Here is a 14,430-nt window from a genome sequence, read left to right as displayed (position 1 = left end):
AATTTAAAAACGAATAAAACTAAACAAAAAATCCCAAGCGTTATGCTTGGGATTCTTAATATTATAATAATTAAAAGGGTTTAATTATCCTTTTACATTTGCTTTAACAAATTCTCTGTTCATACGTGCAATGCTTTCTAAAGTAATTCCTTTAGGACACTCTACCTCGCATGCTCCAGTGTTAGTACAGTTACCAAAACCTTCAAGATCCATTTGTGCTACCATGTTTTTAACACGATCTGCAGCTTCTACTTGTCCTTGTGGTAATAACGCATATTGCGATACTTTTGCTCCAACAAATAACATTGCAGACGAGTTTTTACAACTTGCAACACAAGCACCACAACCAATACATGCAGCTGCATCCATAGCTTCATCTGCTGCGTGTTTAGAAATTGGTAACGAGTTGGCATCTTGCGTATTTCCAGACGTATTTACAGAGATATAACCTCCTGCTTGCTGAATACGTTCGAAAGCCATTCTGTCTACAATTAAATCTTTAATTACAGGGAAAGGAGATGCTCTCCAAGGCTCAATTGTAATAGTGTCGCCATCATTAAACATTCTCATGTGTAATTGGCAAGTCGTGATTCCACGATCTGGACCGTGAGCTTCACCGTTAATATATAGAGAACACATTCCGCAAATTCCTTCGCGACAATCATGATCGAAAGCTACTGGTTCTTCCCCAGAGTTTACTAATTGTTCGTTCAAAACATCCATCATTTCAAGGAAAGACATGTGTTCTGAAATATCATTAACTTTGTAATCGACCATTTGACCCTTTGCATTCGAGTCTTTTTGTCTCCAAATTTTAAGTGTTAAATTCATAATGTCAATCTTATTTGTATGAACGTTGTTTTAGTTCAATATCTTTAAATTCTAATTCTTCTTTATGTAGAACTGCATCTGCAGGTTCTCCTTTGTATTCCCAAGCTGAAACAAAAGCAAAGTTTACGTCATCACGTTTTGCTTCTCCTTTTTGTTCACCGTCTAATTCTACAGATTCTTCTCTAAAGTGACCTCCACAAGATTCTGCTCTTACTAAAGCATCTTTTGCAAACAATTCTCCTAACTCTAAGAAATCTGCTACACGTCCTGCTTTTTCTAATTCTACATTCATTTCTGTTGCAGAACCAGGAACCATAACATCTTTCCAGAACTCTTCACGAATACCTTTAATTTCTGCCATAGCAGCTTTTAAATCTTTTTCGTTACGAGACATTCCTACTTTATCCCACATTACTTTTCCAAGACGTTTATGGAAATGATCTACAGTTTTTGTTCCTTTATTATTAATAAAGAAATCTATTTGATCTTTAACAGCTTTTTCAGCTTCCTCAAATTCTGGAGTATCTGTTGGTATTTTTCCTGTTCTAATATCATCAGATAAATAATCTCCAATAGTATAAGGTAACACGAAATAACCATCTGCTAAACCTTGCATTAAGGCAGAAGCTCCAAGTCTGTTTGCTCCGTGATCAGAGAAGTTAGCTTCACCAATACAGTAAAGACCTTCTACAGTTGTCATTAAGTTATAATCAACCCAAACACCTCCCATTGTATAGTGTGTTGCAGGATATATCATCATTGGCGTTTCGTAAGGATTTTCAGCGATGATTTTTTCATACATCTGAAATAAGTTTCCATACTTTTCTTCAATAATTCCTTGACCTAATTTTTTAATTTCTGCTTCAGAAGCATTTTTAATTCCGTGTATTTTTGCTTGTTCTGTACCATAACGTACAAAAGCAGATGCAAAATCTAAATATACAGCTTCTCCTGTTGCATTCACACCGTAACCAGCATCGCAACGTTCTTTTGCTGCTCTAGATGCAACATCACGTGGTACTAAGTTACCAAATGCAGGATAGCGTCTTTCTAAGTAGTAATCTCTATCTGCTTCTGCAATATCTGTAGGTTTTAATTTCCCTTGTTGAATTGCTTTAGCATCTTCTATTTTAGCAGGAACCCAAATACGACCATCGTTACGTAAAGACTCAGACATCAATGTTAATTTAGACTGATAATCTCCTGAACGTGGAATACATGTTGGGTGAATTTGTGTATAACAAGGATTTGCGAAATACGCTCCTTTTTTATGAATTTTCCAAGCTGCGGTAGCATTAGAACCCATTGCGTTAGTTGAAAGGAAATATACATTTCCATAACCTCCTGTTGCAATAACAACAGCATGCGCAGAATGACGTTCAATCTCACCAGTAATTAAATTACGAGCAATAATACCTCTTGCTTTTCCGCCAACTTTAACAACTTCTAACATTTCGTGACGATTGAACATTTCAATCTTTCCACGAGCAATCTGACGGTTCATTGCAGAATAACAACCTAATAATAATTGTTGTCCTGTTTGCCCTTTAGCATAAAATGTTCTAGACACTAATACACCACCAAACGAACGATTATCTAATAACCCACCATAATCACGTGCAAAAGGAACACCTTGAGCAACACATTGGTCGATAATATTACCAGACACCTCAGCTAAACGATATACGTTTGCTTCACGAGAACGGTAATCTCCACCTTTTACAGTATCGTAAAAAAGACGATAATTAGAATCACCATCTCCCATGTAATTTTTTGAAGCATTTATTCCTCCTTGTGCAGCAATAGAGTGTGCACGTCTAGGAGAATCTTGATAAGCAAATGCTTTTACATTATATCCTAATTCGGCTAACGTTGCTGCTGCCGAACCTCCTGCTAAACCTGTACCAACAACAATAATATCTATATTACGTTTGTTCGCTGGGTTTACAAGATTTATATGATTTTTATAGTCTGTCCATTTATCTTTAATTGGACCTTCTGGTATTTTTGAATCTAAAGCCATTTATATTTAAGATTAATGGTTAAGGAAATGGAAAACGGCAACAATTATAAACCCTAAAGGAATAATAACTGAATACGCTTTACCTATTTGTTGTAATGTTTTTTTACGACCTGCTGTAGAACCCATAGATTGGAAAGCAGATGTAAAACCATGTGCTAAGTGCAATCCTAAAAAGATGAAAGCAACTACATAAGCAATAACTCTCCATACAGGAACAAATTTATGTTGTAACTCTCCAAAATATCTTGTTGGATCTTCTGGCATCCCTACAATGTACTTGTGGTTTAATTCTGGAATCCAGAAATCGATAAAGTGAAGTACAATAAAAGCAAGAATCGCAATTCCGCTGTATATCATATTTCTACTCATCCATGTAGAGTTCGCTGCACCATTGTCTTGTACATACTTTACAATTGTTGCCTTTCTGTTTTTTAATTCTAATACAAATCCCATAACAAAATGAAATACAACACCAAATACTAATACCGGTTGTAAAGCAAATTGAACTAATGGATTGGTTCCCATAAAATGAGATAATTCATTAAACAAATCAGGACTAAAAATAGACGTGATGTTTACTGCTAAATGAATTATTAAGAAAAACATAAGGAAGAATGCCGAAAGTGCCATAGCAATTTTTCTTCCTATCGAAGATTTAAGAAATCCGCTCATTATTTTTTAATGTTAGTTTTATTCCCAACAAATTTAAACTAGAATAGATTTATAGACAAAAACTAAGGCATTTTAATTTATATTTAGAATGATTTTAAAGAAGTATCCAAAACACTGATTTAATGATAGTTGAACTAATTTTTCATTTTATTCAAACGATGAACCAAAAAGAATAATTTTTCGCCACCCCGACTTCTTCAAATTTTAGCATAAAATGATAAATCATCAAAAATCACACAAAACAGAGCTCAATCGTTGTAATTTGAATAAAAAAAAGACAATAAAAAAGCTTTAACATCTTTTTAAGATTTCTATTTATAGCAATACTTATTATATATGTAATTTTGAAAAAACTTCTCATTTAAACTTCAAATTAAAATGAAATACCATCCAATTAACTCCGATTTATTCATCCAAAATAGAGCTCATTTTTCTGCTCAAATGAAACCTAACAGTTTAGCGGTTTTTAACTCTAACGACTTGTATCCTATTGGTGCAGATAGCGCATTACCTTTTGAGCAAGATCGTAATATATTTTACTTAAGTGGTGTAGACCAAGAAAGCAGTATTTTAGTATTGTTTCCAGATTGTCCGAACCCAAAACATAGAGCCATTTTATTTTTAACCGAAACAAACGAACATATTGCAGTTTGGGAAGGTGCAAAACTAGACAAAGAGGCTGCATTTAAAACATCAGGTGTTAAAACCGTATATTGGCTACAAGACTTCGAACGCGTTTTTAAAGAAGTTATGACGCAATGCGACACGGTTTACATAAACACAAACGAACATTACAGAGCCAACGTAGAAACAGAAACTCGCGAAGACCGATTTAACGCTTGGTTAATAAAAAAATATCCTGCGCACAATGTTGCCAAAAGCAATCCTATTTTACAACGCTTACGTTCTGTAAAAAATCAGATTGAGCTAGATATTATTCAAGAAGCATGTAATATTACTGAAAAAGGATTCCGCCGCATTTTAGAGTTTACAAAACCAGGCGTAATGGAATACAATATTGAGGCAGAATTTATGCACGAGTTTTTAAACAATCGTTCTAAAGGATTTGCCTACACACCTATTATTGCTTCAGGAAACAGTGCAAACGTATTACATTATATAGAAAACAATAAAGAATGTAAGGCTGGTGATTTAATTTTACTAGATGTTGGTGCAGAATACGCAAACTATTCTTCCGACATGACACGTACCATTCCCGTTTCTGGTAAATTTACAGACAGACAAAAAGCTGTTTACAATGCAGTACACCGCATAAAAAAAGCAGCTACTAAAATGCTTACTCCCGGTACAATTTGGGGAGAATACCACGCAGAAGTTGGAAAAGTTGTAACCTCTGAATTACTTGGCTTAGGATTATTAGACAAAGCAGATGTGCAAAACGAAAACCCAGAATGGCCTGCATACAAAAAATACTTTATGCACGGAACATCTCACCACATGGGATTAGATACTCACGATTACGGTATACTTACAGAGCCTATGAAAGCAAACATGGTATTTACTGTAGAGCCTGGTATTTATATTCCTGATGAAAAATTCGGAATTCGTTTAGAAGACGATGTTGTTATTCAAAAAACAGGAGCCCCTTTTAACTTAATGAAAAATATTCCTCTTGATGCAGATGAAATTGAATCGCTTATGAATAAGTAATATTTATTTTTACTAGATATAAAAAAAGCAGAATTTAGAAATAAATTCTGCTTTTTTTATGCTATTTGGTTTTTCACTACAATTGTTCGTTATTTGTAAACACCTGACAATACAGGATCTAAATATATTTATTAAAACAGATATTCATATTTTACAATCACCACTTACTAAAGCGACATTGTCTTTTACATGAAAAAACTCTTAACATTCTTATCTGTTTTTACAATCTCTATTATCGGACACACACAAACAACAACTGTAGAAGAATCTATTTTTGGAGCACAAACAGGTTTTCTTGGAATTTATGCAAATCATGAATTACGACTTACAAATAGAATTGCCTTACGTAGTGAAATAGGTTTAGACGCAGGGTTTTGGGGAAGCGATGTAAACGATTTTAACGGTTATTTATTAACACCTATTTTAGCGATAGAGCCACGCTGGTACTACAACATTAATAAAAGAGCAACTAAAAATAAAAGCACTACCAATAATACAGGAAATTTTATTTCTATAAGAACAAGTTACCATCCCGATTGGTTTACAATTACAAATGCAGAAAACCTCAACTTTATTGGAGACTTTACCATAATACCTACTTGGGGTATTAGAAGGCATATAGGCAATCATTTTAATTACGAAACAGGAATAGGCCTTGGTTATGGACGATATATAACAACAAAAGAGGATTATTATTACGGAGACAAAAACCTACTAGTATTAAATATTCATTTACGAATTGGGTACTCATTCTAATTAAAAAACTAACTACTTAAATCAAAACAATAAAATGAGATTAATTTTATTATTTCTAGCCACAACTTTACTTATTGAAAATCAATCATTTGCTCAAGTAGATTTTCCTAAAGGAACTTACATGAGCATTGAAGAAATTATAAATAAACAACCATCACAACATTATAATTTAATAATTGAAAAAAGAACAACTGGAGACATTAAGATGAATGGTGGTAATGACTTCAAACTAACATCGCCTGATAAATCTGTTTCAAAAAAAACAGTAAAGAAAGAGGTTTGGGCCTATTCCACAGGAGACTCCTTATACTTAAATTGTTTTCAATACAAAGCTCAACCATGGTACTCCAATGTAATTTCCGATGGTAAATACCTAGTCTTTAAAGGAGGACTATCTCAGCAAATTGACGAAAGAAAAAAGCAAACAAAAACAAGCAACTATTCTGGCGCCATAGGTGGAGCATTTCAAGGCGCTAAATTAGCGACATTGAGATTTTTATATGCAATAGACAAAGCCGAAAATAAAATTATTACTGTGACACCTGAAAACTTAGAGCTGCTTTTATCAAACAATAGTAAATTGCTTACACAATATAATAACGAGATAGACAAAGTGAATGAGCAAGTTTTAATAAAGTATTTACAATTGTTAAACAACAACTAAAAGATATACAAATCGGTATTCGTCCAAGCTAAGAACGGCTCAATTACAACTGAATTCCCTTCAGAAAACACAGTAAATAAAACCGTAATTCCTCTTAAAAACACAAGTGAGTCTAAAAAAATATGCTGTATATTTTTTTAGACTCACTTGTGTGGTCTTTTAACTATTATTCCACTCGTAATAATTAGAACTTTCATTTAATTCAAAACCTGTTTTAGGATATAAATTATTTCCAATTAAATTAGACTTACTTGTTTCTAAAAACATACCACAAGCATTTGTATCTTTAACTAATTGTTTTGCCTTTTCTATTAAACCTAAAGAAACACCTTGGCTTCTATATTCAGGATTTACAAACAAATCGTTTAAAAGCCACAACTTCTCCATTCTCGTAGAAGAAAACAAAGGATACAACTGCACAAACCCTATAAGCTCGCTGTTCTTACTTTCAGCAACAAAAATTTCAGAATCATTATTTTTAAGTCGTTCTGTTAAGAATTTTTCAGCACTAATAAAATCAGCTTCCTTTTTATAAAAAACTCTGTACGCATTAAATAATTTTGTAACAGATTTTATATCTTCTGCTACGGCTTTTCTATAAGTCATTCTTAAAATTTATTTCAATTTCATCATCAAAATATAATAACAAAATTAATTACAGTTTACACTAAAGCTTCTTCAAAAACGTATCGATGTAATTTTTGCAATGTTTCTAATTTATCGCTTGTATTTATTAACAATGAAATGTTGTTATTACTTCCACCGTAAGAAATCATTCTAATGTTTATATCCTGTAAAATTTGAAATAATTTATGTGTATCTGGATGGTGCACAATATTATTCCCGACCAAGCACACAATAGTTCTGTGAGAATCTACACTTACATTAGAAAACTCTTCTAATTCTGTTACAATGTCTTGTAAAAATGTCGCATCGTCTATAGTTAAAGACACCGCAATTTCCGACGTTGTAATCATATCTATAGATGTATGATATTTTTCAAAAATTTCGAATACTTTTTTCAAGAAACCAGAAGCCTGAAGCATACGTGCCGACTTAATTTTTATGGCTGTAATTCCATCAATAGCAGCAATGGCTTTTATACCTTCTCCTTCTGCAGAATCGTCTATTAAGGTTCCATGAGCAGCAGGATCCATCGTGTTTTTAATACGTACCGGAATTTTTAAATCACGCACAGGCATTACCGTTTGCGGATGTAATATTTTTGCTCCGAAATATGCTAATTCTGCAGCTTCATCAAAAGATAAATGCGAAATCGCATCTGTGTCGTGCACAAAACGCGGATCGTTATTATGGAATCCATCAATATCTGTCCAAATCTGAACTTCATCTGCACCTACAGCAGCACCAATAATACTAGCTGTAAAATCGCTTCCTCCACGTTCTAAATTAGAAATATGTCCGTCTGCGTCTAAACAAATAAATCCTTGAGTTATAAAAATTTCAGTATCGGTATTTTCATTTAAAATACGATCTAAATTTTGTTTGATATAAAAAGAATCTGGTTCATGCAATCTATCTGTACGCATAAAATCGAAAGCCGAAATTAATGTAGCTTTTATTCCATCTTGCTGTAAAAAACGACTAAACATAAACGTAGATAACAGCTCTCCTTTAGCTACAATTATGTTATATAAAAAAGCAGAATGTGGCTGAGAAGTTAATTCTCTTAATTCTTTAAAAACAGCATCTACATATTCTAAAGACTCGTCTATAAAAGTTTGTTTAGAAAACAAATCATTCACAACAGTTATATATCTATTATTTAAAGCTTCAACTAAATTTAAAGCATCTAAAGACTTACCTTCAGTAATTGTATTCGATATTTCTACTAAAGCATTTGTAGTGCCCGACATTGCAGACAATACCACTACTTTTCTCCCACCTTCAGACACGATACTTTTTACGTTAGCCATGTTTTCTACAGACCCAACAGAAGTTCCTCCAAATTTTAATACAAGCATAATTTTTAGTTTTAAAGACTCAAATGTAATTAGAGTTAGATGAATTAAAATAAAAATGAAAAATTTGTTCTAAATTTACACATAATGTTAAATAATTAACAAATGAAAACCATTGCCTCTTGTGTTGAAGAAATATTACTTGCACAACCCTTTTTAGAAGAAGCTATTTCTAGAAACATTGTAAACTATTCGGCTTTAGCTAAAGAGTTAGTCGATCCGATCTCAGAAATGCTAAGAAAACCTGTTAAATCCGGAGCTATTATGATGGCTTTACGCCGTTATTCGCCACCAAAAGACTTAGGAAACTCTGTACGATTAAAACGTGTTTTAAATAGTTTAGGAGATATTACCGTACGCTCTAACCTATCTAACTATACTTATAAAAACTCGACAACTCTTTTTGAGAGTCACGCGAAAGTGATTCAAAAAATAGGAGACAAATCGAATATATTTTACGCTTTTACACGTGGTATTCACGAAAGCAATATTATAATTTCAAGCTCAGAACAGAAACATGTTGAAGAATTGTTCACAACTGAAAACCAGATTGGATTACAGAATAATCTGTCTGCAATTAGCATTAGTCTACCATCGGACAACACTAAAATCGCAGGGCTTTACTACCAGATATTTAAACGTTTAGCATGGGAAGGCATTACACTTTACGAAGTCGTATCTACAACAAACGAGTTTACCGTTTTAGTTGAAGAATTGTTTGTAAACAAGGCTTTTTCTGCCATAAAACGCCTACACAGTTAAAGATTAAACAAATATTCGAAACTTATAATTATTAATTAAAAAACCGTTGTTCAGAAACATTTCAGAGCAACGGTTTTTTTGATTATTATGTACTTCTAAATCATTTTAGACTGACGCATGCGGTATGTGCATGTTTGGAACTTCAATTTTATCACTATACATCTCCCAAACTTTATAGCCACCTCCAATATTAAAGATATCCGTAACACCATTATGTCTAAGAATAGACTCCGCTAAATATCCTCGTAAGCCTTTTTGACAAAACACAATTACTTTTTTTTCTTGCACAAGCACGCTATCAATATTTTGTCTTAAAGTATCTAGCGGATAATTAATCGCTCCAGGAATAGTTCCTTTTTCATATTCATTCTCATTTCTAACATCCAATAACAGATATTCGTCTTTAGGCGTGTTGTCCATAAAACGTTCTAAATCTTCAACCGAAATTTGATCAGTTTTATTGTTTAAGATATTTTCAACTACATATCCCGCAACAACCACAGGATCTTTAGCCGGCGAAAAAGGTGGTGCATATGCTAAATCTAATAACGGTAAATCGGAAACTTTTAACTTGGCATAGATTGCTGTACTCAACACATCGACCCGTTTATCTACTCCATATTCACCAAAAAGCTCTGCACCTAAAATCTCATCTGTTTTTGGATTGTAATACAATTCTATAATTAAATCTTTCGGATTTGGGTAATAACTAGGCGTAGAACCCGCAACCACTAATACGGATTTAAAATCTATACCGTTTTTATTTAAGGCTGTAGCATTCATACCTGTTCTTGCCAATGTATAATCGAACACCTTAACTATTGCAGTTTTATAAGCCCCTTTAAACGCTATATTTCCATTTGTAGCATTCGATCCTGCTGCACGACCTGCTTTATTGGAATGCGTTCCTAACGGGAAATAATCATCTTCGTTAGTTTGTACGTTTTTAATTGAAATATTATCGCCAGCAGCAAATACATCTTTAATAGAGGTTTCCATAAACTCATTTACTTTTAAAGCGCCATTACCAATAGCTTCTGCACCTTCATCTAAAAGTAATTGCGTGTTTGGCTTAATTCCAGCACTTAGAACTACAAAGTCGGTTGGAATACGTTTTCCATCGCTTGTAATCACTGCTAAAATTTTACCACCTTTATCGATATCAAATTTAGATACAAAAGTGTTAGACAAGACCTCTACCCCTTTTGAAATTAGAACCGCCTCTCCAAATTTCGCAAACTTTTTCTCCCACATATTTAAAATAAATGGAGCACCTTCTATTAAAGTTACATTTTTCCCTGCTTCTTTTAAATTTTCAGCAACTTCAACACCTATCAATCCACCACCAACAACTGTAATATGTTTTGAATTACTACTAAGTGCTTCGTTTGTAATCTTATCAAAATCGACCATAGAGCGGCACGTAGACCAACCATGTGCCAATTTCACATTATCTATTGGTGGCACCACAGAACTTGCTCCTGTTGCAAAAACAAGCGTATCGTATCTGTAACCATCGGTTTCGGTGTAAACAATTTTCTCCTTGGTATTTATTCTTATGATTTCTTCGTTTAAACGGACATCAATATTAAATCGTGTTTTAAGCAATGCTGGTTTTACGACTAATAAATTATCTCTGCTTTCTATAACTCCAGAAAAAACATAAGGCATACCACAAGTCGCATAACTTATATTAGCCCCTTTTTCGAACAAAATAATTTCGGCTTGTTCATTTTCTCTTCTTGCTTTCGCTGCTGCAGATGGTCCTGCAGACAACCCACCAATTACTATAATTCTTTTCATTGTACCTCTTAGTTTCTACACAAATTTGAACCAAACTCTTTTAATAAAATGTAACGTTAGTCACTCAACCAATTTCGTAATCCAATGAAATCTAATTAATATGTAAAAGACCACCTACATTAGATTATTATATGAAAATTAGGCAATGATTACTACCTTTGTTTTAACATTAATTACATATGATTTTACAACACAAAGGGTCTCCTATATATTATAGCGACGAAGGAAAAGGAACAGCTATTATTTTACTTCACGGTTTCTTAGAAAACAGTAGCATGTGGAAACGCATTGCTCCTGAACTAGCAAAGAAACATCGCGTTATTTGCATAGACCTATTAGGTCATGGAGATACGGCTTGTATTGGCTACATACATACTATGGATATGATGGCCGATGCTGTACAAACGGTTCTAAATCATTTAAAGATTAGACGTTATTATGTAATTGGACACTCTATGGGTGGTTACGTGTCTTTAGTTTTAGCAGAACGTTTACCAGACAATATTAAAGGTTTAGTACTTCTTAACTCTACAGCAAAAACAGATTCGCCTGAACGTTTAGACTTAAGAAATCGTGCTATAGAAGTTGTAAAGCATAATTACGAAGGCATGGTTAAAATGTCTATTGCCAATTTATTTAAACCTGAAAATGCGAAGAAATTTAGTAAAGATATAGATTGGTTAAAAGAAGAAGCACTTAGAACGCCACTTCAGGGCTACATCGCAGCTCAAGAAGGCATGAAGGTGAGACAAGATCTAGAAGTTTTATTCCACTTTTCGCCTTACAAAAAAATGATTATTTACGGTAAAAACGACCCCGTTTTAGACCCAAAATCACTTATTCAGCAAACCTTAAACACAGAAGTAAAATTAGTTGAATTACCAGGCGGACACATGAGTTTTATAGAAAATGAAAGCGAAACCTTACAAGAATTAATGCATTTCATCGAATAAAAAGTGTATTTAATCGATAAATAGATATTTTTTTTATAAGTTTATACCCTTAATCAATTAACTTATGAAAAATTCGACTCAAAAAAAGGCAAGTTTACCAACGAAACTTTACTGTAATCTTTTTGGTCATAGTTACGAAGTTACAAAACAAGTTACTTATCATGTTAAAGAGTACAAATGCAAACATTGCAACCGAGAATTAACAACATACAGTAACGGTAATTTAGTAGAACTAACACCAAAATTTAAAGAAATTAATTCTATATTAAATAGAATACACAGCTCAAAACAAGAACGATTAAAAAGACGAACTTATTCTGAGCCATCATTTCAATAATAATTACGACTCTTGATTATTTAAAGCATTCCAACCCTGTGCTTTTAAAGGGATTTTAGTTTCCGCACGAGTTACTAAGTTCATACCAGAATTTTCGTCCGTAATAAATCCTATAACAGTTAAATTAGGATTGGCTTTAATTTTAGGAAAATCTTCTTGAGAAATTGTAAAAAGCAATTCGTAATCCTCCCCTCCACTTAATGCGACAGTAGTTGCATCAATATCAAATTCTTCGCAAGTACTAATTAACTGCGGATCTAATGGTATTTTATTTTCATACAAATCGCAACCTACTTTACTTTGCTTACAGATATGAATAATTTCTGAAGACAAACCATCACTAATATCAATCATAGAAGTTGGCTTAACCTCTAATTCTTTCAGTAATTTAACAATATCTTGTCGTGCTTCAGGCTTTAACTGACGCTCGATAATATAAGTATAAGGCTCTAAATCTGGTTGGCTGTTAGGGTTCACTTTAAAAACTTCTTTTTCTCTTTCTAGAATTTGAAGTCCCATATATGCACTACCAATATCTCCAGTAACCACTAACAAATCGTTAGGTTTTGCACCGTTTCTATACACAACATCTTCTTTAGAAACTGTTCCTAAAGCGGTAATAGAAATTAACAATCCTGTAGTAGACGATGTGGTATCTCCTCCAACAACATCTACACCATAAAGTTTTGCTGCAGTTTCAATTCCTGCATACAATTCTTCAATAGCTTCTAGAGGAAAACGATTAGACATCGCGATAGATACTGTAATTTGTGTTGCATTAGCATTCATTGCAAACACATCAGACAAATTAACAACTACAGCTTTATATCCTAAATGTTTAAGAGGCATATAACTTAAGTCAAAATGCACACCTTCAACTAATAAATCTGTTGTAATAACAACCTGATTATCTTTAAAATCTAAAACAGCAGCATCGTCTCCAATACCTTTTATTGTTGTTTCTTGTTTTATTTCAAAATGTTTAGTCAAGTGATCGATAAGTCCGAATTCACCTAATTGACTTAAATCTGTACGTTCTTGATTTTTATCTTCTATCATGCTGCAAAAATAAGAAGCTTATTTATAATTATAACAAAACAACCCTTTGATTTTAAAATTACTATTCCAAATAAATTAAAGTACTATCGAATCATTAAAAAAACGCATATAAACATTAAATATAAAAACTATGATATAAGTCATGTTTTAAAATATGAAATTACCACTAAACCCCTATTACGAGCCAAATAAAACTTAAACTGAAGCAAAAATGATTTCATTTAGACAACTAAAATAAATTAGAATTAAAGATTACAAAGCAAAAACATTATTATAAAATCTCGTTTTACAGCGCATAAAACAGAAGTAAAACAACACACAATAAAACATTAATAATAAACAACTTACACTAAAAAAAAACAATTAAACATTAATAAAATAAACACAAAACAAATCTCTTTTAACAAGAAACAAGGCCACACAGCAACCCCAATTACTCCTTTAAAAAACAATAATTAAAATCGATCACATCATTAGTTAATATAATGTAAGGTTCTATGGAAAAACCCTACTTAAATTGTATATTTGCAATCACTTTAGAATTAATCTATTTAATTTATGATAAAAGTATCAGACACAGCCAAAAAGAAAGTCATTGAACTAATGACAGATGATGGTTATGACGCAGCTAACGACTATGTGCGTGTAGGTGTAAAAAGCGGTGGTTGTTCTGGATTGTCTTACGATTTAAAATTTGACAAAGAACAACAAGAAGAAGATAAAGTCTTTATAGACAATGGTGTAAAAATTATTGTAGACAAAAAAAGCTTTTTGTATTTAATAGGAACTACTCTAGAATATTCTGGAGGCTTAAACGGTACAGGCTTTGTGTTTAACAACCCTAACGCAAACAGAACTTGCGGTTGCGGCGAGAGTTTTTCACTATAACAAAACAAGTTTTAAAGTTACTAAAAGAC

Annotated in this window: 14 protein-coding genes; 7 read left to right on the top strand and 7 right to left on the bottom strand. The window is 32.8% G+C overall.

Annotation, left to right across the window (positions count from 1 at the left end):
- Positions 1-84: 84 nt before the first annotated feature.
- The 3 genes from GQR95_RS06580 to GQR95_RS06570 are packed head-to-tail and all read right to left on the bottom strand — an operon-like array spanning position 85 to position 3,526.
- Positions 85-831 carry a succinate dehydrogenase/fumarate reductase iron-sulfur subunit gene (locus tag GQR95_RS06580; protein ID WP_159022415.1) on the bottom strand — a complete coding sequence of 249 codons (747 nt, stop codon included), beginning with the start codon at positions 829-831 and terminating at the stop codon, positions 85-87.
- 10 nt (positions 832-841) lie between these two features.
- Complete coding sequence (locus GQR95_RS06575; protein WP_159022414.1) at positions 842-2,854, bottom strand: fumarate reductase/succinate dehydrogenase flavoprotein subunit; 2,013 nt, start codon at positions 2,852-2,854, stop codon at positions 842-844.
- Between the two features lie 12 nt (positions 2,855-2,866).
- Entirely contained in the window at positions 2,867-3,526 is a 660-nt protein-coding gene (locus GQR95_RS06570) for a succinate dehydrogenase cytochrome b subunit (RefSeq protein ID WP_159022413.1), read from the bottom strand.
- Positions 3,527-3,904: 378 nt separating this feature from the next.
- On the opposite strand from GQR95_RS06570, the gene GQR95_RS06565 reads away from it, so the two are divergent.
- The 3 genes from GQR95_RS06565 (at position 3,905) to GQR95_RS06555 (ending at position 6,617) form a co-directional block, all read left to right on the top strand.
- Positions 3,905-5,197: an aminopeptidase P family protein gene (locus GQR95_RS06565; RefSeq protein ID WP_159022412.1), complete on the top strand. Its 1,293-nt coding sequence runs from the start codon at positions 3,905-3,907 to the stop codon at positions 5,195-5,197.
- Positions 5,198-5,386: 189 nt separating this feature from the next.
- Positions 5,387-5,953, top strand: a complete 567-nt coding sequence (locus tag GQR95_RS06560; RefSeq protein WP_159022411.1) for a hypothetical protein — start codon at positions 5,387-5,389, stop codon at positions 5,951-5,953.
- A 34-nt stretch (positions 5,954-5,987) separates the two neighbouring features.
- On the top strand, positions 5,988-6,617 hold the full coding sequence (locus GQR95_RS06555) for a DUF6563 family protein (RefSeq protein ID WP_159022410.1): 630 nt from the start codon (positions 5,988-5,990) through the stop codon (positions 6,615-6,617).
- Positions 6,618-6,776: 159 nt separating this feature from the next.
- Here GQR95_RS06555 and GQR95_RS06550 read toward each other — a convergent pair whose 3' ends face one another.
- Positions 6,777-7,223: a GNAT family N-acetyltransferase gene (locus GQR95_RS06550; protein WP_159022409.1), complete on the bottom strand. Its 447-nt coding sequence runs from the start codon at positions 7,221-7,223 to the stop codon at positions 6,777-6,779.
- A gap of 56 nt (positions 7,224-7,279) precedes the next feature.
- The gene (locus tag GQR95_RS06545) at positions 7,280-8,602 is read right to left on the bottom strand and encodes an aspartate kinase (RefSeq protein WP_159022408.1); all 1,323 of its coding nucleotides are present in this window, start codon (positions 8,600-8,602) and stop codon (positions 7,280-7,282) included.
- A 102-nt stretch (positions 8,603-8,704) separates the two neighbouring features.
- Here GQR95_RS06545 and GQR95_RS06540 point away from each other — a divergent pair, with 102 nt between their 5' ends.
- Positions 8,705-9,361: a hypothetical protein gene (locus tag GQR95_RS06540; protein ID WP_159022407.1), complete on the top strand. Its 657-nt coding sequence runs from the start codon at positions 8,705-8,707 to the stop codon at positions 9,359-9,361.
- A 105-nt stretch (positions 9,362-9,466) separates the two neighbouring features.
- Here GQR95_RS06540 and GQR95_RS06535 read toward each other — a convergent pair whose 3' ends face one another.
- Entirely contained in the window at positions 9,467-11,164 is a 1,698-nt protein-coding gene (locus GQR95_RS06535) for an FAD-dependent oxidoreductase (protein ID WP_159022406.1), read from the bottom strand.
- Between the two features lie 179 nt (positions 11,165-11,343).
- Here GQR95_RS06535 and GQR95_RS06530 point away from each other — a divergent pair, with 179 nt between their 5' ends.
- Complete coding sequence (locus GQR95_RS06530) at positions 11,344-12,117, top strand: alpha/beta fold hydrolase (RefSeq protein ID WP_159022405.1); 774 nt, start codon at positions 11,344-11,346, stop codon at positions 12,115-12,117.
- 64 nt (positions 12,118-12,181) lie between these two features.
- A complete protein-coding gene (locus GQR95_RS06525; RefSeq protein WP_159022404.1) occupies positions 12,182-12,454 on the top strand; it encodes a hypothetical protein in 273 nt (90 codons plus the stop codon).
- A 3-nt stretch (positions 12,455-12,457) separates the two neighbouring features.
- Here the strand turns inward: GQR95_RS06525 and thiL are convergent, their stop codons facing one another.
- Complete coding sequence (thiL, locus tag GQR95_RS06520) at positions 12,458-13,513, bottom strand: thiamine-phosphate kinase (protein WP_159022403.1); 1,056 nt, start codon at positions 13,511-13,513, stop codon at positions 12,458-12,460.
- A gap of 558 nt (positions 13,514-14,071) precedes the next feature.
- Between thiL and GQR95_RS06515 the strand changes: the two genes are divergently transcribed.
- A complete protein-coding gene (locus tag GQR95_RS06515) occupies positions 14,072-14,401 on the top strand; it encodes an iron-sulfur cluster assembly accessory protein (RefSeq protein ID WP_159022402.1) in 330 nt (109 codons plus the stop codon).
- The last annotated feature ends 29 nt before the right edge of the window (positions 14,402-14,430 follow it).

The organism is Formosa sp. L2A11, assembly GCF_009796865.1.
GTDB lineage: Bacteria > Bacteroidota > Bacteroidia > Flavobacteriales > Flavobacteriaceae > Formosa.
This window is presented reverse-complemented; position numbering and strand designations above follow the sequence as displayed.